The organism is Aquitalea pelogenes, from assembly GCF_001515305.1.
Taxonomy (GTDB): domain Bacteria; phylum Pseudomonadota; class Gammaproteobacteria; order Burkholderiales; family Chromobacteriaceae; genus Aquitalea; species Aquitalea pelogenes.
The window spans coordinates 1-19,860 of record NZ_LNQV01000062.1 but is presented as its reverse complement, the minus strand read 5'-3'; the positions used below and the strand labels follow the sequence as shown (position 1 = coordinate 19,860).

At 61.5% G+C, this 19,860-nt stretch carries 19 protein-coding genes and 1 riboswitch; of the genes, 11 read left to right on the top strand and 8 right to left on the bottom strand.

Annotated features, from left to right (window positions below):
* On the top strand, positions 1-180 hold a 180-nt coding region (locus AWT75_RS18580; protein ID WP_275575771.1), incomplete at its 5' end, for a pirin-like C-terminal cupin domain-containing protein.
* A gap of 223 nt (positions 181-403) precedes the next feature.
* Positions 404-1,729 (top strand): methyl-accepting chemotaxis protein, encoded by a 1,326-nt coding sequence (locus tag AWT75_RS18575; RefSeq protein WP_204377108.1) that lies wholly within the window; start codon positions 404-406, stop codon positions 1,727-1,729.
* Positions 1,730-1,890: 161 nt separating this feature from the next.
* Here the strand turns inward: AWT75_RS18575 and AWT75_RS18570 are convergent, their stop codons facing one another.
* On the bottom strand, positions 1,891-3,072 hold the full coding sequence (locus AWT75_RS18570) for an ABC transporter substrate-binding protein (protein ID WP_062791108.1): 1,182 nt from the start codon (positions 3,070-3,072) through the stop codon (positions 1,891-1,893).
* 210 nt (positions 3,073-3,282) lie between these two features.
* Between AWT75_RS18570 and AWT75_RS18565 the strand changes: the two genes are divergently transcribed.
* Positions 3,283-5,928, top strand: a complete 2,646-nt coding sequence (locus AWT75_RS18565; RefSeq protein WP_062791106.1) for a PAS domain S-box protein — start codon at positions 3,283-3,285, stop codon at positions 5,926-5,928.
* Entirely contained in the window at positions 5,925-6,533 is a 609-nt protein-coding gene (locus AWT75_RS18560) for a response regulator transcription factor (protein WP_062791104.1), read from the top strand. The genes AWT75_RS18565 and AWT75_RS18560 overlap by 4 nt, the downstream gene beginning before the upstream one ends.
* A 232-nt stretch (positions 6,534-6,765) precedes the next feature.
* Here the strand turns inward: AWT75_RS18560 and AWT75_RS18555 are convergent, their stop codons facing one another.
* From AWT75_RS18555 to AWT75_RS18545, 3 genes are all read right to left on the bottom strand, one after another.
* A complete protein-coding gene (locus AWT75_RS18555; protein ID WP_062791102.1) occupies positions 6,766-7,179 on the bottom strand; it encodes a hypothetical protein in 414 nt (137 codons plus the stop codon).
* Between the two features lie 226 nt (positions 7,180-7,405).
* On the bottom strand, positions 7,406-8,473 hold the full coding sequence (gene alr, locus AWT75_RS18550; protein ID WP_062791098.1) for an alanine racemase: 1,068 nt from the start codon (positions 8,471-8,473) through the stop codon (positions 7,406-7,408).
* Positions 8,474-8,477: 4 nt separating this feature from the next.
* Positions 8,478-9,788 carry a D-amino acid dehydrogenase gene (locus AWT75_RS18545; RefSeq protein WP_062791112.1) on the bottom strand — a complete coding sequence of 437 codons (1,311 nt, stop codon included), beginning with the start codon at positions 9,786-9,788 and terminating at the stop codon, positions 8,478-8,480.
* Between the two features lie 135 nt (positions 9,789-9,923).
* On the opposite strand from AWT75_RS18545, the gene AWT75_RS18540 reads away from it, so the two are divergent.
* The 3 genes from AWT75_RS18540 (at position 9,924) to AWT75_RS18530 (ending at position 12,383) form a co-directional block, all read left to right on the top strand.
* The gene (locus tag AWT75_RS18540; protein ID WP_045846107.1) at positions 9,924-10,412 is read left to right on the top strand and encodes an Lrp/AsnC ligand binding domain-containing protein; all 489 of its coding nucleotides are present in this window, start codon (positions 9,924-9,926) and stop codon (positions 10,410-10,412) included.
* A gap of 234 nt (positions 10,413-10,646) precedes the next feature.
* Positions 10,647-11,771: a methyl-accepting chemotaxis protein gene (locus AWT75_RS18535; protein ID WP_062791096.1), complete on the top strand. Its 1,125-nt coding sequence runs from the start codon at positions 10,647-10,649 to the stop codon at positions 11,769-11,771.
* 102 nt (positions 11,772-11,873) lie between these two features.
* Positions 11,874-12,383 carry a YbaK/EbsC family protein gene (locus AWT75_RS18530; RefSeq protein WP_062791094.1) on the top strand — a complete coding sequence of 170 codons (510 nt, stop codon included), beginning with the start codon at positions 11,874-11,876 and terminating at the stop codon, positions 12,381-12,383.
* 7 nt (positions 12,384-12,390) lie between these two features.
* Here AWT75_RS18530 and AWT75_RS18525 read toward each other — a convergent pair whose 3' ends face one another.
* From AWT75_RS18525 to AWT75_RS18510, 4 genes are read right to left on the bottom strand one after another with little or no spacing between them, the layout of a single operon-like run.
* Positions 12,391-13,344, bottom strand: coding sequence for an ABC transporter ATP-binding protein (locus AWT75_RS18525; RefSeq protein ID WP_062791092.1), 954 nt, complete (start codon positions 13,342-13,344; stop codon positions 12,391-12,393).
* Position 13,345: 1 nt separating this feature from the next.
* The gene (locus AWT75_RS18520) at positions 13,346-14,893 is read right to left on the bottom strand and encodes an ABC transporter permease (RefSeq protein ID WP_062791090.1); all 1,548 of its coding nucleotides are present in this window, start codon (positions 14,891-14,893) and stop codon (positions 13,346-13,348) included.
* Positions 14,890-15,459: a GNAT family N-acetyltransferase gene (locus AWT75_RS18515; RefSeq protein WP_062791088.1), complete on the bottom strand. Its 570-nt coding sequence runs from the start codon at positions 15,457-15,459 to the stop codon at positions 14,890-14,892. The genes AWT75_RS18520 and AWT75_RS18515 overlap by 4 nt, the downstream gene beginning before the upstream one ends.
* Complete coding sequence (locus AWT75_RS18510) at positions 15,459-16,466, bottom strand: thiamine ABC transporter substrate-binding protein (RefSeq protein ID WP_045846112.1); 1,008 nt, start codon at positions 16,464-16,466, stop codon at positions 15,459-15,461. Before AWT75_RS18510 ends, AWT75_RS18515 begins: the two co-directional genes overlap by 1 nt.
* Before the next feature lie 56 nt (positions 16,467-16,522).
* Positions 16,523-16,614, bottom strand: a riboswitch (TPP riboswitch).
* A gap of 179 nt (positions 16,615-16,793) precedes the next feature.
* Between AWT75_RS18510 and AWT75_RS18505 the strand changes: the two genes are divergently transcribed.
* From AWT75_RS18505 to AWT75_RS22330, 4 genes are all read left to right on the top strand, one after another.
* Positions 16,794-17,129, top strand: a complete 336-nt coding sequence (locus AWT75_RS18505; RefSeq protein WP_045846113.1) for a hypothetical protein — start codon at positions 16,794-16,796, stop codon at positions 17,127-17,129.
* 108 nt (positions 17,130-17,237) lie between these two features.
* Entirely contained in the window at positions 17,238-18,680 is a 1,443-nt protein-coding gene (locus AWT75_RS18500) for a DUF1800 domain-containing protein (RefSeq protein WP_239689659.1), read from the top strand.
* Between the two features lie 21 nt (positions 18,681-18,701).
* Complete coding sequence (locus tag AWT75_RS18495; RefSeq protein ID WP_204377107.1) at positions 18,702-19,622, top strand: DUF1501 domain-containing protein; 921 nt, start codon at positions 18,702-18,704, stop codon at positions 19,620-19,622.
* The coding region (locus AWT75_RS22330) for a DUF1501 domain-containing protein (protein ID WP_204377106.1) at positions 19,619-19,860 on the top strand (242 nt) is incomplete at its 3' end. The genes AWT75_RS18495 and AWT75_RS22330, both read left to right, overlap by 4 nt.

Sequence of the window (19,860 nt, the reverse complement as noted above, 5' to 3'; positions counted from 1 at the left end):
GAACCCAGCCGCCTCGCCTTGCTGGCCGGCCCCACGCCGGACGCCCACCGCATTCTGGACTGGAATTTCGTCTCCACCCGGCTGGAACGCATCCGTCAGGCCAGGGACGACTGGCAGCAAGGACGCTTTGCTCCGGTGCCGGGCGAAACCGAGTTCATCCCGCTGCCAGCACGCCCTTGATACCGTTTACCGGCAGCCTGTTTCGCGGTAAATGCGGCTGGCGCACTGCAGCGCCAGCCTTGATCAGAAACCCCTTACCACGCAGGGTTGAATTCTCTTAATCCATCCAAGATATTTTCTTTAGGAATGATAAGTATTTTCCACAATACCTCAGTGGCGGTGACCAGAAACTCCAGTTCTGGCGTCATGCTGTGGTCGACAGAATTTATCGATGGAGAAGATCATGTTCAACCGCAAGTTGCATGCACAACTGGAAGCTCAAGCCGCAACCAATCAGGAGCTGCAGGGCTTGCTGGACGCAGTCAGCGCCTCTACCGCAATCATTCGCTTTGATCTGGACTGCAAGGTCATCCATGCCAATGATAACTTTGCCCGGACCATGGGTTATGCCAGCGCAGCCGAGCTGATTGGCCTGCATCACCGCAGCTTCTGCGATGCGGCCTATGCCAACTCCAACGACTACGCCAGCTTCTGGACAAGCCTGCAGCGCGGCCAACCCTTCTCCGGCCTGATCAAGCGCAAGAAGAAAGATGGCAGCCCCGTCTGGCTGGAAGCCAGTTACAACCCGGTGCACGATGGCAGCGGCAAACTGACAGGCTATATCAAGTTTGCCAGCGACGTGACCGACAAGGTGCTCGACGCGCAGAAAAACCAGGCCGCACTCACTGCCATCGACCGCTCGATGGCAGTCATCGAATTCCAGCCCGATGGCACCATTATCCAGGCCAATACCAACTTCCTGAATACCATGGGTTATGCTAGGGAAGAGCTGATCGGGCGCAATCATCGTCAACTGTGCAGTAACGACATGGTACAAAGCGAAGGCTACCAGCGCTTGTGGAACAATTTGCGCAGCGGGCAGTTCTTTTCCGGCCGCATCGTCCGTCTGGCCCGTGATGGCAGTGAACGCTGGCTGGAAGCCACTTACAACCCGGTGTTCGATACCGAAGGCAAGGTGATATCGATCATCAAGTTCGCCACCGACATCACGGAAGCCGTCAAACGGCAGCGTCAGGAGCAGGATAGTGCGGTGTTTGCGTTCAACACCTCACAGCAAACCCGTCACTGGGCTGACGAGGGGGTCAGCAGCGTACAGCAGGCTGTGCACGAAATAGAAGACATGGCGGTTGATATTGCGCGCGCCGGTGATAACGTCCAGCAGCTGGGCACAAACTCCGAGCACATCGGCAGCATCGTGCAGACCATCAAGGACATCGCTGATCAGACCAATCTGCTGGCGCTGAACGCCGCCATCGAAGCCGCACGTGCCGGCGAAATGGGACGCGGCTTCGCCGTGGTGGCCGATGAAGTGCGCAAGCTGGCAGAGCGCACCAGCGCGTCCACGGCGGAAATCTCGCAGATGGTGTCATCCATCCAGACCAGCACCGGAGCCGCGGTGGACAGCATGAGCGTGATTGGCGTCAAGGCACGCTCCAGCGTGGACAATGTCGGGAAGGTAGGCGATATCATCAGCCAGATCCGCAGCGGAGCAGAATCGGTTGTCACCGCCATTCAGCAAATCGCCAGTGAACGCGGCGTCAATACCTGAGCAACCAGGTCCACGCCGGGAGCGCCTGACAAAAGCAAGGCGTCGTCAGTCCAAGCCACACCGAAGCGGTCTGTAGTTGTCAGGGCAAGCCGGCAGAAGGCTGTAACAAGGTTTTCCTGCCTGCGTCTTCAGCCTGCAAGGTATCGCAGCTTGTCCAGGCACTACTGTCTTGGTTTGTCAGCCGGGTATGCATACACCACCCGGCCACGCTCCACCTTGCCGATCACCGGTACGTTCAGCTCCAGCGCCTCGTGGTCGTTGCGGCTGAATGGCTGCTTGTAGGTGGTGATCACCCCGGCCACCGGCTGATGCAGGTTTTCCAGCGCACGCACAATGGCAATGCCATCCAGCGAGCCCGCCTGACGGATGGCCTCGGCCATCAGTTTCATGCCGTCATAGCCTTGCGCTGCCGAAGGTGGTGAAGGAATGCGACGGGTGTGGAACAACCACTGGTAGCCATCCAGAAAGTCCCGCCGCCGGGGCGTATCGTCTTCGGCCGGAATATAGCTTTGCACCATGCGTGCGCCTTCGCCATTGGGACCGGCATTATCGATGAAGTTCGACATGGACAAGGTCCAGCTGCCGATGATGGGTACTTTCCAGTCCATGCGTGACATGGTGTTGGCCAGCTCGGCCAGTTCCGGGCCGATGGCATAGGTGAGAATGGCCTGACTGCCGACATTGCGTGCCTGCAACAGCGCATTGGCCATGTCCCGCTCCTGCAGGTTGAAGCGCGCCACATAGCTGGGCTTCAGGCCGTTCTGCCCCAGCGCACGTTCCAGCTCCATCAGGCCCTGATAGCCGTAATTGGTGTTGTCGGCAAAAATGGCCAGCTTGCGATAACCCGAACGCTGCACAGCCTCGCGCACAATCAAGGGCGCTTGCAGGTCGTCCGCCGCCGCCACCCGGAAAATATAGTTGTCGGTATTGCCATGCAGCGGAAACTGCCGGGTCAGGATGGCTGCGGTGGCCACCGCCAGCATCACCGGCACCCGGGCATCCTGATAGTTCTTGCTGGCTGCCAGCGCCACCCCGGTATTGACGAAGCCCACCACCGCCACCACCCGGTCCTGGGTGAGCAATTGCTGCGCCACCTTGATGCCACGCGCCGGGATGCCGCCATCGTCACGCTCCACCAGCTCGATGGGCCGCCCCAGCACACCACCGGCCTTGTTGATTTCGGCGGCGGCCAGACGGATGCCGTTGCGCATGCTCAGGCCCATGGGGGCAGAACCGCCGGTAAAGGCGCCGGGCACACCAATACGGATGGGTTGCGGTGCAGCCAGCACCAGGCTGCACAAAAGGCCCAACCCTATCCCACAGATGATGCTGATGCTGCGCATGCCGCTTGTCTTCCTGCCTGATCAAAACCAGCCGCGAGATTACCCCCGGCAAGGGCATGGACTCAAGTAGCACGCGAATTTGCACCAGCAAGCGCCACAACTGCGGGCCAACCCTTACAGTCAGGTTCTCCTGCTTGTCGTAAACTGGAGAAAATCATACCGGCCAGTACGTATTGCTGGCTTTTGCCACCTCTAGCCTACCGCCTTTCTATGCGCACACCCCGCTTTTACGCCTTACGCAAACGCAGTGGCTGGTATCAGTTGTTTCCCAACACCACCATCGTGCTGTTCTTCCTCACCATGGGCGTGATGCTGTGGACGCTGGACGCGCGCGAGGCAGAGCAGCAAAAAAGCAATCTGGCCCGCGATGCCTTGTGGGCCGAACAAACCCTGCAACTGAAGCTGGAAGACAATCTGGCCCAGTTGACCGACCTGGCGCGCAGCATGGGTAGCGGTGAAACCGACGAAGCCGGCTTCCAGACCCAGGCTTCCCAACTGCTGGCCAATACCCCGGAAATGCTGGCGCTGGCACGCAGCGACAGTCACGGCATCCTGCGCTGGACCGCTCCTTATGAAGATGGCCCGCTCTCCCCCGGTGCCAGCATCCAGGCGCGGGACGCCTTCAAGCTGGCCCAGCAAAACGGGCGCTTTGCCTACAGCGCGCCGTTTCAGCGCAGCAACGGCAGCTGGCGCTACGAACTGGATATCCCGCTGTACCAGAACGGTCAGTTCAACGGCATGCTGGTGGCCATGTTCGATGCCGACAATGTGGTCCGCCGCCTGCCACCGGCCTGGTTCAGCGAAAAATACCAGCTGGAACTGCAAACCCGCGACGGCAAAACCATTGCCGCCAATGCCCAGAACCGCCTGCGTAGCGGTGTGGCGGAAAAACTGGAACTGCCCGGCACCGGGCTGGTGATTACCGCCCGGCCGGTAAAGGGCGCGATGACCCAGGCCCGGCTGCTGCAACTGGGGCTGATTGCCGGCATGGTACTGCTCACCCTGCTCAGCCTGCTCAGCCTCAACCGTCATATCCGTGGCCGGGTGGAAGCAGAACGCGAACGCGACCGGGTATACCGGCTGTCGCAGGAAATGCTGGGCGTGGTGCGGCGCGACACCACCATCCTGCAACTGAACCCGGCCTTTGAAAAAGGGCTGGGTTATAGCGCAGACGAACTGTTGGGCACGTCCTTCCTCAACTACCTGCTACCGGAAGAACGTGAAAGTGCACGCGACAGCTTCGAGCGGCTGTTTGATACCGGCGGGGCTGACCGCTTTGTGCAAACCCGCATCCTCACCAAATCAGGCGAGGTGCGCTGGATCGTGTGGGCGCTAAGTCCCTTGGCTGACAGCGGCGTGGCCTATGTGTCCGGCCGTGACATCACGGCAGAAAAACAGGCCGAACAGGCGCTGCGTCAGGAGTCTGCCTTCCGCAAGGCGATGGAAGACTCCCTGGTGGTGGGCATCCGTGCCATCGACCTGCAAGGCCGCATCACCTATGTCAATCCGTCGTTTTGTGCCATCACCGGCTACAGCGAGCAGGAGCTGATCGGCCAGGCCGCCCCCTACCCCTACTGGCGGCAAGGAGTACTCAGCGAAGGCAACCGGCGCGACCTGGAAGACACGCTGGCAGGCGAAGCGCCACCGGAAGGTTTCCAGTCCATCCTGCAACGCAAGAATGGCGAAGTATTCGACGCCCACATCCTGGCTTCGCCGCTGATCGACGCCCACGGCCACCATACCGGCTGGATGGCGGTGCTGACCGACATCACCGAGCGGCTGGAAGCCCAGCGCCGGCTGGAAGCCTCGCACGACCGCTTTGTCACCGTCATCGAAGGACTGGACGCCGCCGTCGCCGTAGTGGACCCGGCATCGCTGGAATTGCTGTTCTGCAACCAGCGCTACCAGCAGTGGTTCACGCCGGACCAGCCCGCCGACAGCCAGCTGGGCTATTGCGACCTGCGGCTGGTGGAGCTGATGCGCAGCGCACGCGACGTGGACATGGAAGTGTGGATGGATCCGCCCTCACGCTGGATTTCCATGCGCCGCCGCAGCATTCGCTGGGTGAATGGCCGCATTGTCTCCATGACCATTCTCACCGACACCACCCAGCAGCACGACGCCGAAGAACGCTACCAGCAGCAGATGCAGCAGCTGCAATCCACCTCGCGCCTGGTCACCATGGGCGAGATGGCCTCCACCCTGGCGCACGAACTGAACCAGCCGCTATCTGCCATTGCCAACTACCAGGCCGGCTGTATCGAGCGCATCCGCCAGGGCAAGGCCACGCCGGAGGCGCTGCTGCCGGTGATGGAAAAGATCACCGCCCAGGCCGAGCGCGCCGGCACCGTGGTGCGCCGCATCCGCGAATTCGTCAAACAAAGCGAGCCGGACCGCAAGACCTGCCAGCTGCCTGACATCATCGAGGCCTCGCTGGCCATTGCCGATATTGAAGCCCGCCGTCAGGCCGCTACCATCGACATCCGGCTGGACAAGGACCTGCCACCGCTCTATGTCGACCCCATCCTGGTGGAACAGGTGCTGCTCAACCTGATCAAGAACGGCATCGAAGCCATGCAGGACTGCACCCCGGCCGAACGCGTGCTGCATGTGGAAGCGCGCCAGCTGAACCCGCGCCGCATCGAAGTGGCCATCAGCGACCACGGCCACGGCGTGCCGCTGGACCTGAAAGAACGCCTGTTCGATGCCTTCTTCACCACCAAGGCAGAAGGCATGGGCATGGGCCTGAATATCTGCCGTACCATCATCGAGTTCCACGAAGGCCAATTGTGGGTGGAAGACAAGCCCGGTGGTGGTAGTATTTTCCGATTCACGCTACCGGTGTCCGAAACATGAGTGCCAGCTCTCCCCAGGTTCACATCGTCGATGACGACGAAGCATTCCGTGACTCGCTGGTTTTCCTGCTGGAAAGCCACGACTACGCCATCTCCTGTCATGCCAGTGCCGAAGCACTGCTGGAAAACTTCCAGCCGCGTGGTGCCGGTTGCCTGATCGTGGATATCCGCATGCCCGGCATGAGCGGGCTGGAGCTGTTTGATGAACTCAGCACCCGTCACAACCCCTGGCCGGTCATCTTCATCACCGGCCATGGCGACGTGCCGATGGCGGTGCAGGCGGTCAAGCGTGGCGCGCATGATTTTCTGGAAAAGCCGTTCAACCAGCAGGCACTGCTCAACACCGTCGACAGCGCACTGGCACTGAGCCAGCAGCAGCAGGCCAGCAGTGCCGCGCGCGACCGTTTTGCCGAATGCCTGGCCTCGCTCACCATCCGCGAACGCGAAGTGCTGGACAAGGTGGTGGAAGGCAAGATGAACAAGGTGATTGCCGACGAACTGGGCATCAGCATCAAGACGGTGGAAGCCCACCGCGGCAAGATGATGGACAAGATGAAAGTGCGCTCGATTGCCGACCTGGTACAGGCGGTGATGGCCAATCGCTAGAGGCTGGTCCGGGGCAGCCCTGCGGAATCAGGATAATCCCTAATGGAAACAGAGCTTTCCATTGCGTAACATCTCAGTTCACCCTGCCTGTTTCCGCACCCTTGACCGCGGATGCAGGCTGCGCTTGCACGGCGTTGACATGGGGTGAAAGTTAACCCTCCGTCGGAGCCTGGCTCTGACCCTGCAGACCCCGACCAGTCAGACTGGCGGGGTGTTTTTTTTGTCTGCACCCTCACTCCGGACTCCCAGGCAGCGCCGCACCAGGCGGGACTGCACGCGAACTCAACACCATGACAAGGCCGATAGCCCATACCAGAGGGGCAATGGGATAAAGCAGCATGGAATACCACATCAGCATCATCATGTTCTGGTTGTGCAACAGGGCAGACAGCAGCGACGGCAAGCCAAGGGCAAGCACTACCAGCACATTCATACTGGCCAGCAGCCAATGCCCACGGCGATAGCGCTGTTCACGCGCCGGTTGCCGGACCAGGGGCGAAACTTCGTGTTTGGCAAACAGTACCAGCACGGCAATAAACACCAGCAGGTAGGACAGCGGCCCCAAGACAAAGAGCACCGCGCTGAATACCAACTCGCCCAGTACCAACACCGGGATAAAAAGATTCCATTTGGCCAGACGCATCATGCCCCCGCACTCATATCATCCGCCCTGCTGACAATGACAGGACGGCCATAAGCACCGCCAGCCATAGCCCAAACGCAGTGAGTGGCAGCACAGGTAATTTAAATTTATTTGTCATTAAATGACAGCATGTCACAGGGCAATGACAAGTGCAACAATGCGCGGCAGGCAAAAAAATGCCCGGCAACGCCGGGCGAGAGACAAAGTACTACACAAAGCACAAGGAAAATCAGTCGTAGCTAAAGTGCGCGCGTTTCACATTGCACAGCACTTCGTAGGAAATGGTGCCCGCCTGGGCCGCCACTTCATTGATGTGGATGGTGTCGCCCCACAGCTCCACCTCGCTGCCGATGCCCGCCTGCGGCAGATCGGTCAGGTCCACCGTCATCATGTCCATCGACACGCGGCCAATCACGCGCGAGCGCACGCCATCAATCGCCACCGGGCTGCCGGTGGAAGCCAGACGCGGATAACCATCGGCATAACCGCAGGCAATCAGGCCAACGCGGGTGGGACGCTCGGCGACAAAGCTGGCGCCATAACCCACCGGTTCGCCAGCGGCCAGTTCGCGCACACCGAACACGCGGGTGCTCAAACGCATTACCGGCTGCAAGGCAGCGCCCTGATCGAAACCGGCTGGCAGCGGCGAGGCACCGTACAGCATGATGCCGGCGCGGTTCCACTGACGGTGCGAGCGTTCGTGGCACAGGATGCCCGCCGAGTTGGCAATGCTCTCCTCGCCGGGCAGATAGCGGCATACGCTGTCAAACGCTTCCAGCTGGGCATGGGTGGCAGACAATTGCGGTTCGTCGGCACGGGCAAAGTGGCTCATCTTGACGATCTTGCCTACCTTGCCACTGGCCATCAACTTGCAATGCGCGGCAGCGTAGTCCTGCGGGAAGAAACCGGCGCGATGCATGCCGGAATCCATCTTCAGCCACACGGTGTAGGGCTTGGCCGGATTGGCCTGCAGCACCATGTCCAGCTGTTGCTGGCTTTGCACCACAAACCACAGATCATGTTGTTCGACATCGGCCAGTTCGGCCGCTTCGAACACGCCTTCCAGCAGCACGATGGGCAAGGTCACCCCGCCTTCGCGCAGCTGGATGGCCTCTTCCAGACAAGCCACGGCAAAACCGTCGGCCACATCGGCCAGTGCCTGGGCACAGCGCACCGCGCCGTGGCCATAGGCATTGGCCTTGATCACCGCCAGAGTCGGGCCACCGGCCTGCTGTTTGGCCAGCAGGTAGTTATGGCGCAGCTTGTCCAGACGGATACTGGCAATCAGCGGGCGCATGCGCTCAGGCCCCTGCGTTGGCGGTGCGGGAGTGCATCGGCACAACCAGGGTTTCGCCCTGCTTGGCGTAACGCTGGATGGACAGGCCGTCCACGCTGATTTCCGGCTGTACGCCGACAATCTGGTCGGCCAGCACCTTGCCGGAACCGGCGCTCATGGTCCAGCCCAGCGTGCCGTGGCCAGTATTGAGCGACAGGTTGGCATAACGGGTGGCACCGATGATGGGCGTGCCATCCGGAGTCATCGGACGCAGGCCGGTCCAGAAGGTGGCTGCCGGAATGTCGCCACCATCCGGGTACAGGTCGCCCACCACCATCTCCAGCGTTTCACGACGACGCGGGTTGAGGTCCAGGTTGTAACCGGCCAGCTCGGCCATGCCGCCCACGCGGATGCGGTCGTTGAAACGGGTGATGGCCACCTTGTAGGTTTCGTCCAGAATGGTGGAAACCGGTGCCATGGCCGGGTTGGTGATCGGCACGGTCAGCGAATAGCCCTTGACCGGGTATACCGGAATATCAATGCCGAGGTTTTGCAGCAGGTCACGCGAGTAGCTGCCCAGCGCCACCACGTAGTGGTCGGCAGTCAGCATTTCGTCGCCGATGCGCACGCCGGTGATGCGGCCGTTATGGGTTTCGATGGCACTGATGTTGACGCCAAAGCGGAACTTCACGCCCTTGGCGGCAGCCAGTTCGGCCAGACGGCTGGTAAACAGGTTGCAGTCGCCGGTTTCGTCGTTCGGCAGTTGCAGGCCGCCGGTCAGCTTGTGCTTTACCTTGGCCAGTGCCGGTTCCACACGGGCGCAGCCGTCCGGGTCCAGCACATTGAAGTCCACGCCACACTCCTTGAGCACGGCGATATCCTTGGCCATGCCTTCCACTTGTGCCTGCGAGCGGAACAGCTGCAGGGTGCCGCCCTGACGGCCTTCATAATCCAGGCCGGTTTCGGCGCGCAGTTCCTTGATCTTGTCGCGACTGTATTCCGCCAGGCGCATCATGCGGCTCTTGTTGATGGCGTAGGATTTTTCATTGCAGTTGGCCAGCATCTTGGCAATCCACTGCAACTGGTAAACGCTGCCATCCGGCTGAATGGCCAGCGGCGCATGGCGCTGGAACATCCACTTGATGGCCTTGGTCGGGATGCCGGGGGCAGCCCACGGTGCGGAATAACCCGGGGAAATCTGGCCTGCATTGCCGAAGCTGGTTTCCAGTGCCACACCGTCCTGACGCTCCAGAACAGTCACGTCCACACCAGCCTTGGCCAGATACCATGCAGTGGATACACCCACCACGCCACCACCCAGAACGATTACCTTCATTTCCTCTTTCTCCGTGCCGCGCATCATGCGCTTAGTGATTTTGTGTAGTATATTTATTTCAATGCAGTTTTTTTCACCAAATTAATACAAAGCCACATTCAATTTTCCTGCAAAATTACACTTTGATAGTGAATCATGAAAGTAAAACACACGCACGCCAGAGAACTGGACAAGATCGATCTTAAGATATTGAAATGGTTGCAGAAAAACGGCCGCATCGCCATGACGGAGCTGGCGGAAAAGGTGGGCCTTTCCACCACGCCCTGCACCGAACGGGTAAGGCGGCTGGAGCGCGACGGCGTGATCGAGGGCTATTACGCCCGGCTCAACCCGCACGCCATGGGCGCGTCACTGCTGGTATTCGTGGAGATCAAGCTGTCGGCCAAGTCGGGCAATATCTTTGACGCCTTCCGCCGTGAAATCCAGAACATCCCGGAAATCCTGGAATGCCACCTGGTATCCGGTGAATACGACTACCTGATCAAGGCGCGCATTCCGGACATGTCGATGTACCGCAAGCTGCTGGGGGAAATCCTGCTGCAACTGCCCAATGCCAATGAATCACGCAGCTATGTGGTAATGGAAGAAGTCAAGGAAACCCATATGCTGGCGCTGCCGGAATAATCCCTGCCCCTTGCCGCCGGATACCGGGATACCTGTACTTGCGGGAGGGGCATGATAATCATTCTTGATTTTCAAGCATTCCTCGGCTTATACCTGATTAATTTGCTAGGTTATTGTTGTAACACCTGGCGCCTTCCCCTTTTGCATTCAATCCTCCAGCACTTGAGCTTGCCCGCCTGCGGCCACAGGTGGCCGGCACAAGCGCTTGGCGGACCCCACTGACAGGAGTGCATCATGTTCGGATTCGGCAACAAAAATCAGGCCCGGCAGGACAGCGAAAAGCAGCTCTACCAGTTCACGGCAATGCTGGACCATGTGGACAACCTCATCATGCTGGCTGATACCAGCGCCGATAACGTCATCTTCTACATGAACCGCACCGCGCGGGATGTACTGGCCCATCACCGCAGCGCAATGAACGAGAAATTCCGTGCCGGGGTTGATGTCAACAACGCCTTCCAGCACAGCATTCACCAGTTTCACCGCGACCCGGAACGCATCCGCCGCATCCTGAATGACATTGCCGCACGGCGCATTACCCATCATGAAGCCTTGATTCCGGTGGGCGGTGTCACCTTCAAGACCAAGGTGTTTCCCATCTGGGATGCACAGGACAGCAGCAAGCTGCTCTGTTTCATGGCCAGTTTCCAGGACATTTCAGCCGAAGTGGAAGCCCAGAGGCTGCGCGATGCCAATGACCAGCGTCGCCTGTTTCTGGAAGATCGCATTGGCGAGCTTTCCGGCAATGTCCAGGCCATGACGGCCACCATCGAAATGGTCGCCGTACGCACGGCATCCGCCTCGGACTCGTCCAATGAAATGCTGAACCGGGCACGCAAGGGCAAGAGCATGATTGAAAACAACTCATCTGCCATGCGGGCCGTGAGCGAGCTGGTGAGTGGCACAGCGGACAATCTGGGTTCGCTGGGCAAGCAATCGGAAACCATTGGCCAGATCGTCAGCGTGATCAAGGACATTGCCGACCAGACCAACCTGCTGGCGCTGAACGCCGCCATCGAAGCGGCCCGAGCCGGGGAAATGGGCCGTGGCTTTGCCGTGGTGGCCGATGAAGTGCGCAAGCTGGCCGAGCGCACCACCAAGGCAACGCAGGAAATCGGCAGCATGATCCGCGATATCCAGCAGGAAGTGCACAGCAATATCAGTTCGATGGACAAGGGGCGCGATCAGGTAAAAGCCACCGAACGCGACTTTGCCGAAGCCGAAGCCGCCATTGTTGACATTGTCGATCAAATCAACCATGTGCGCGATTTTGTCATCGAAATCGCCAATGCCGCAGAAGAACAAGCCGCTACCGCGCAGGACATCAGTGACAAGCTGGCAGACATCGCCAGCCACTGAAGCCTTGCCGACAAGCCAGCGAGGATGACACCGCACACGACTTGCCAGCCAGCCAGTCAGCGTTTAGTGTGATGTGCCATCCCAACCTTCTCCGTTTGCCCCATGAGCCTGCAATCCGTCCGCGACTTTTTTGCCGCCCGCAATCTGGATATTCCCATCATCGAACTGGAAGTCAGCACCGCCACCGTGGCGCTGGCCGCCGAAGCCCACGGCGTGGAGCCGGGGCGCATTGCCAAAACCCTGTCTTTTCGCCTGAATGGCGGTGAGGTGATCATTCTGGTCACCCGTGGTGATGCGCGCATCGACAACCGCAAGTTCAAGGAAGCCTTCGGCAAGGGCAAGATGCTGGCCGTGGAAGAAGTGGTGGAGCTGACCGGCCACCCGGTAGGCGGTGTCTGCCCGTTTGGCCTGGCCCAGCCGCTACCGGTATATATGGATGCCTCGCTGCGCGACTTTGACGAGGTTCTTCCGGCAGCCGGGGCCATTCACAGCGCGGTACGCATCACCCCGGCACTGATGGCCGAGATTACCGATGCCCGCTGGGTGGATGTCTGCCAGCCCAGCGCCGATAGCGGCAGCACCAGCACGCTCGGCGCGACGGCCACCAGCTAGGTGCGGCTCAGGCGGCGGCGTAGCGCAGCATGGCGCTGCGGTCTATGCCCACCGCCAGCGTGCCCCCCACCTGCAAGTTGGCACCATAGCGCGCCAGCTCTCGCGCTGACAGGGTCAGCGTCAACTCCCCGTCCCTGCTGGCCACCGTCACCCGCACGCCGTCCGCCAGCTGGATGATGCGTTGCACCTGTGCCAGCGGCTGGTCCGCGCCCAGGCACAGGGCCTGCTCCGGCACCACACCCTCCTCCAGCACGTTTTCATAGCCGATGAAGCGCGCCAGCCAGGGCGTGGCCGGTGCCGCCAACAGTTGCGCCGGGCTGGCGCATTGCACAATGCGACCATCCTTGAGCACGGCCACGCGGTCGGCCAGGGCAAAAGCTTCTTCCCGGTCGTGGGTCACCAGAATGGCAGGCATGCGCTGGCGCTGTAATTGCTGGCGGAATTCCAGCTGCAACTGGCGGCGCAAGTCGGCATCCAGGCTGGAAAACGGTTCGTCCAGCAACAGCAGCCGTGGTGCCGTCACCAGCGCCCGCGCCAGTGCCACGCGCTGTTGCTCGCCACCGGACAAGGTCCACACCTTGCGGGTTTCCATACCGGCCAGCCCCAGTTGCTGCAAGCAGGTACGTGCCTGCTGCTGAGCCGCCGGGCGCGCCAGGCCGCGCTCCCGCAGGCCGAAACAGACATTGCCCAATACGTCCAGGTGCGGAAACAGGGCAAAGTCCTGAAACATCAGCGCAAAGCCACGCTGCTCCACCGGCACGGCAGCCAGGTCCTGGCCGTCAAACAGCATACGGCCGCTATCTACCGGCTCCAGCCCGGCAATCATCTTCAGCATGGTGCTTTTGCCGCCGCCGGACGGCCCCAGCAAGGCCAGTACCTCGCCCTTGGCCAGTTGCAGGCTCAGCCTGTCGGCCACCAGCTTGTCGCCAAAGCGCTTGCAAACACCATCCAGTTGCAGCATCTCAGGACTCCTTCTTCAATGGGCGCTCGGCAGCCGATGGCCATTCGATCGCCACAAACGCCAGCAAGGCCAGCAGCATCAGCACGGCGGACAACAACATGGCCAGCGCGGCGTTATCCGGACCGGGCCGGCCCAGCCGCTGGTAAATCAGTGTGGTGAGCGTCAGCCACTCCGGCCGGGACAAAAACAGGGTAACGGCAAACTCGCCCAGCGCGGTGGCCGCGGCAAAGGCCAGGCCACGGCGGAAAGCCGGTTGCAACAAGGGCCACAGCACGCGGGTAAAGGTTCGCAGCGGCGATGCGCCCAGACTGCGCGCCGCCTGCGGCCAATGCGGCGGCAGGCTGTCCAGCGCACCGGCCAGGCTACGCGCCACAAAGGGATAGGCCAGCAAGGCATAGGTGGCCAGCAGCAAGGCCAGGCTGGCCGTCCATTGCGGATAAAGCAGCAGCAGGCCAAACGCCAGGCACACCGGCGACACGATGAAGGGCAGAAAGGCCAAGGCCCGCAAAGCGAGGCTGGTGCGCGCAGCCAGCGCATGCAGGCAGCCCAGCCCCGCCGCCAGCAGCACCGCCAGTGCGCTGAAGCGGGCCGAATTGAACAGGGCCAGACGCACATCTTCATCCGCCAGCATATCCGGCCCCAACAGCCACAAGGCCTGGGCCGCCTTCCACAGCACGGCCAGCAGTGGCAAACCGCCAAACAACAGCAGCACCGCCAGTGCCGCCAAGAGTTGCAGCCATTGTGCGCCTTGCGGTGGGCGCGGCGGCAGCGGGTCCACCTTCAGCGGTGCGGCCAGGCTGCGTTCCAGCCAGGCATACAGCGTGGCCATCAGCCCGGTCACCAGCAGCATCAGCACGGCCAGTGCACCGGCATCGGCCAGATTCAGCTCGTAAGCCACCAACTGGTAGATTTCCACCTCCACCGTGGCATAACGCTGTCCGCCCAGCAGCAGCGCCAGACCAAAACCGGAGAAGCAATACAAAAACACCAGACACAACGCAGACCACAACCAGGGCCGCACTGCCGGCCACTCCACCCGCCAGAACACCCGCCACGGCGTGGCACCCAGCGTGCGCGCAGCGGCAATCCGGCTGGCCGGTATCAGGGACAAGCCTTCACACGCGGCACGAATCACCAGTGGCAGATTGAAAAACAGATTGCCGTACAGCAGCAGCCAGGGCGTGTCCTGCAGATTGATACCCAGCAAGCCTTGCGGGCCGAACAGCGCCAGCACGCCCATGCCGGCCACCAGCGTGGGCATGACAAAGGGCAGCATCAGCAGGCGCAGAGCCAGGCGGCGCCCCGGAAACTGATAGCGCGCCAGACACCATGCCAGCGGCAGGCCCACCAGCAGCGCGGCCACACAGCTGGCGGCCGCTTGCAGCAGGGACCAGACAATACGCCATTGCAGGTAGGAATCGGCCAGCAGGCCAACAGAAAATTGCCCCTGCCCCTCTTGCAGCAAACGCAGCAAGGGCAGGATGGACATCAGCAGCAGAAAGGCTAGCGGCAACAGCGCCAGCGCAAGGGTACGGCGACGCGCTGTCATGCATGGTCCTGCTGGAAAGGCCAGTCGGCCACCAGCACGTCTTCCGGACCGTCCTCCGGGTCTTCCACCCGCTCCAGCCAGCGAAAGCCCAGTCGGGCCGCCAGTTGCTGCGAGGGCAGATTGTCCGGGCTGATGGACAAGACAAAACGCTTTACCCCGGCGGTGTGTACCGCCCAGTCGGCGCAGGCGGTCAAGGCTTCGGTGGCATAGCCCTGACGACGGAATTCCGGCAGCACGGTGTAGCCCAGCTCCACATCGCCGCGCCCCTTCAGGTAAGGGTGACCCGGACAGGTATGGAAATTGATATGCCCCACCAGCTGGCCGGTTTCGCGCAGCAGCATGGCGCGCATCGACCACGGCGCGTAGTCCGGCTCGTTTTCCATCTGCTCCAGCCGCAGCGACATCACGGCCGCTTCTTCCAGCCAGTCCAGCGGCACCTCACTACCCAGTGCCACGGCCGCCTCGGCCAGGCGCGCATCAATACAGGCCCGCAGCATGTCCGGCGTCAGATGACGCAGGATCAGCCGCGGGCTGAGGATGTCGGCAACCGCAGGGCTGGTGTGCATTACTGGCCGGACTTCAGCACGATGCGGGTCCACTTGCCTACCCAGGCGGTGGTTTTGGCGGCAATCTGGCGGCTATCCGGCGTGGTGTGCGCCGTCGGTTTTTCCGCATGCTGGAATACCGGGTCCAGCGCGATGCCCGGCTGTACCGGGTACATCCACATGCTGGTGGGAATATCCTTCTGCACCGCGTCCGAACGCAGGAACTCAACAAACTTGCGCGCCAGCGCCGCTTCCTTGCCGCCCTTCACCAGCGCCGCGCCTTCCACTTGCTGGAACACGGCACCGGGCAGCAACAGGTTACCGGTCGGCGAGGCCGTCAGTTTTTCCTTGCTGTAGAACACTTCCGCCGCCGGGCTGGTGGCATAGCTCACCACGATGGGGCGGGCACCGCCATTGCGGGAGAAGTCGGTGTAATAGGCTTCGGTCCAGCCCTTGCTCACCTTCACGCCGTTATCGCGCAGCTTGCCCCAGAAGGCCATGGCCTTGGCTTCGCCCATGGCGGAAATGGTGGACAGCAAGAATGCCAGGCCGGGGCTGGAGGTGGCCGGGTTTTCCACAACCAGCAGGTCCTTGTAGGCCGGGCGGGTCAGGTCATCCAGGGTTTTGGGCAGCGGCAGCTGCTTTTTGGCAAACCAGGCCTTGTCGTAGTTGAGCGTGACATAGCCGTAATCGATGCTCACCGCGCCGGGCAGCGACACCGCGCCGCCCTTGTCGCTCATCGGCAGCAGCACACCGGCCGTTTCGGCCTTGCCAATCAGGGTGTTGTCGATGCCGTACACCACGTCGGCAATCGGGTTGGCGCGGGTCAGGATCAGCTTGTTGACCATCTCCCCAGCGTCCCCCGCCTTGATGATGCTCAGCTTGACGCCGTTCTGCTTTTCGAACTCGGCCAGCAGCGGCTTGGCCACGGCAAAAGAACTATGGGTGAGTACGCGCAACTCGGCAGCGTGGGACAGGCCTGCGGCCAGCAGTGCGGCCAGCAAGGTGGTGGTTTTGAACAATTGCATGACATTCTCCGTGCGACAAAGCGCAATCGCAGGAGCAAGCGAAACAACAGACGGGTTGGCCTTCTGCATCACGCTCCCTCCGCTGGCATTATCCAGTTCAGGTTCTAGGGTGTTTCTCAGCCCGCGCGGGGCACCCCTGGTGATTGGCGGCATCCTTCAGATACCTGCCGACATGTCCGCTTACAAGGCGTTACCCGTTTTTCACGAAAATTAACACCCTGCCGCCAACAAACAATGGATTGTACACACTTTCCCGCCATGATGAATTCACAACAACAGCACGCTTGTTCAACCGCAGCAACAACAGATAACCCAGGGAGCACCACCATGAAACTGTCTACCCGCATCATGCTGATCAGCCTGTCCGCCGTCACCTTCGCCAGCCTGTCCGCCAGCGCATCGGCCGAAACCGAATGGCAAAAACAGCACCCGCGCCGCGCCGAAGTGAACCACCGTCTGGCCAATCAGGACAAGCGCATCCATCAGGAACGCAAGGAAGGCGAAATCAGCAAGCAACAAGCGCACGAACTGCACCAGCAAGACCGCGCCATCCGCCAGCAGGAACGTGCCGATGCCCGCCTGCACCACGGCCACATTACCAAGCAGGAACAAAAAACCCTGAACCAGGAAGAAAACACGGTCAGCAAGGAAATCGGCAAGTAAAATCCAGCCATGGGCAGGCCGCCTGCCAGCCCATTCTTACCGCGCCCCGCAGCACTGGCAGCAGCTACCATGCCGTGTTGCGGGCCGGTTTCTGCTGCGAGGCCATCCGTGAACATTGTCATCCGTCTGCTTCTGCTTGCCATGCTGCCGCTGCAAGCCTGGGCTGGCATCGGCGAGGCCGGTGCGCGCCACTTGCTGTCCCGTACCGGTTTCGGGGCCAATCCGGCGCAAATTGCCCTGTATGCACCGCTCAGCCGCCAGCAGGCGGTGGACCGGCTGCTCGATCACGTCAGCTACAGCGCCCTCACCGCCCCGCCCGCCTGGGTCAACGAACCGTTTGAACGACCGGGCAAACCCAATCTGACTGAAGACGAAAAGAAAGCCCTGCAAAAAGAGCGCAACGAACATGCGCTGGAGCTGCGCGGCTGGTGGCTGGAAGAAATGCGCATCAGCCCCAGCCCGCTGACCGAAAAAATGACCCTGTTCTGGCACAACCATCTTGTTTCCGGCCTGGACAAGGTGGGCGTGCCGCAGCTGATGTATCAACAGAATGTTTTGCTGCGCAAGCAGGCGGTGGGCAACTTCGGCCAGCTATTGCACGCCATCGCCCGCGACCCGGCCATGATGCGCTACCTGGACACGGTGAATAACCGCAAGGGCCAGCCCAATGAAAACTTTGCCCGCGAGGTGATGGAACTGTTCACTCTTGGCGAAGGCCATTACAGCGAGCAGGACATCCGCGAAGCCGCCCGCGCCTTTACCGGCTGGTCGCTGGACAAGGACTTCCAGTTTGTCTACCGGCCGAACCTGCATGACAACGGCGACAAGACCATCTTTGGCCAGCAGGGCAATTTCGACGGCGACGACGTGCTGGACATGCTGCTGCGCAAGCCGCAAACCGCCCGTTTTGTCACCCTCAAGCTGTGGAAATACCTGGTTTCCCCCACACCGAACGAGGCCGACATCCAGCGCCTGTCCGCGCTGTTCTACCGCGACAATTACGAAATCCGCCCGTTGCTGCGTGCCATGCTGCTGAGCCCTGCTTTCTGGAACAGCCAGGGCCAGCTGGTGAAATCGCCGGTGGAACTGACCGTAGGCACGCTGGTGACCTTCGACCTCACCCCGCCGGACTGGCGCGCGCTGGCCGGACTTAACCGCCAGCTGGGGCAGGACGTGTTCAACCCGCCCAATGTCAAGGGCTGGCCCGGTGGCGATAGCTGGATCAACAGCACCACCTTGCTCACCCGCAAACAGTTTCTCGACCGCCTGAGCCACGACGCCGCCCCCATCCGCAACAGCTTTGTCATGGCCGATGGCCAGATGGACGAACAACGTGGCCGCGAAGCCCGCATCCGCCGCCTGGTGCAGGCCGGTCTGCGCCCCATCAAGCTGCAACCGGACGAATGGGCCGCCATCTACCACGTCAACACTGCTGCCGATGCCACACGCCTGCTGCTGGCCGTGCCCCCGGCCCAGCCGCTGCCTGCCGACATGAATGGCGCACAGGCCATTGCCCCGCTGCTGCTGGACCCGGCCTACCAGGTGCACTGAACCGCCCACAAGGACACTGCCATGTTTCAACGCCGCGAATTTCTCAAAGCCATGAGTGCCGGCCTGCTGGTATCGGTACTGCCCAATCTCAGCTATGCACTGGCCCCGGCCGGCTACCAGCGCCTGCTGGTACTGGTGGAACTCAAGGGCGGCAATGACGGGCTTAACACCGTCATCCCCTACAGCAGCGACGACTACTATCGCCTGCGCCCCAGCATCGGCATTGCCCGCCCGCAAGTACTGCAACTGAGCGAACAAGTGGGCCTGCACCCGGCCATGCAAAGCCTGCTGCCGCTGTGGCAAAAGCAGGAAGTGGCCGTGCTGCAAGGCGTAGGCTACCCGGAGCCCAATCTGTCCCACTTCCGTTCCATCGAAATCTGGGAAACTGCCTCGGCCAGCAACCAGTATCTGGGCGAAGGCTGGCTCACCCGCCTGTTTCGCAGCCAGCCTACCCCGCCCGGTTTTGCTGCCGATGGCGTGGTGCTGTCCAGCCAGAACCTGGGCCCGCTGGATGGTGGTGCCCGCGCCGTGGTGCTGAACAATCCGCAAGACTTCGCCCGGCAGGCCAAGCTGGCGGCGGACCAGCAAGCCGGCGCGCACAGCAGCGCGCTGTCCCACATCCTGAAAGTGGAAGGTGACATCCGCACCGCCGCCAGCGCCCTGCAACAACCGGTGATGAAACCGCCAGCCAACCCGGCCGATGCCCCCACCGCTCCCCCCAAAGCAGTCGGCGGCTTTGCCCAGGCCATCAACACTCTGGCTGATATCCTGCAAAACGGCACCCGCATTGCCGTGGCACGCATCACCCTTACCGGTTTTGACACCCACGGCAACCAGCAGCCCACCCAGGCCCGCCTGCTGGGCGAACTGGCCGACGGACTGGCCCTGTTCAAAGCCCGCATGCAGGCGCAAGGGCCGCTCGGGACGACACCCTGGTATTGAGTTATGCCGAATTTGGCCGCCGCCCGCGCGAAAACGGCAATCGCGGCACCGACCATGGCACCGCCAACAGCCACTTCCTGCTGGGTGGCCGCGTCAAGGGCGGCCTGTACGGCCAGACCGCCCCGCTGGCCCGGGCTGACCGATGGCAACCTGCCCTACGCCATCGACTTCCGCCAGCTGTACAGCACCGTGGTGCAAGACTGGTGGGGGAAAGACGCCACCAGCCTGTTCGGCCAGC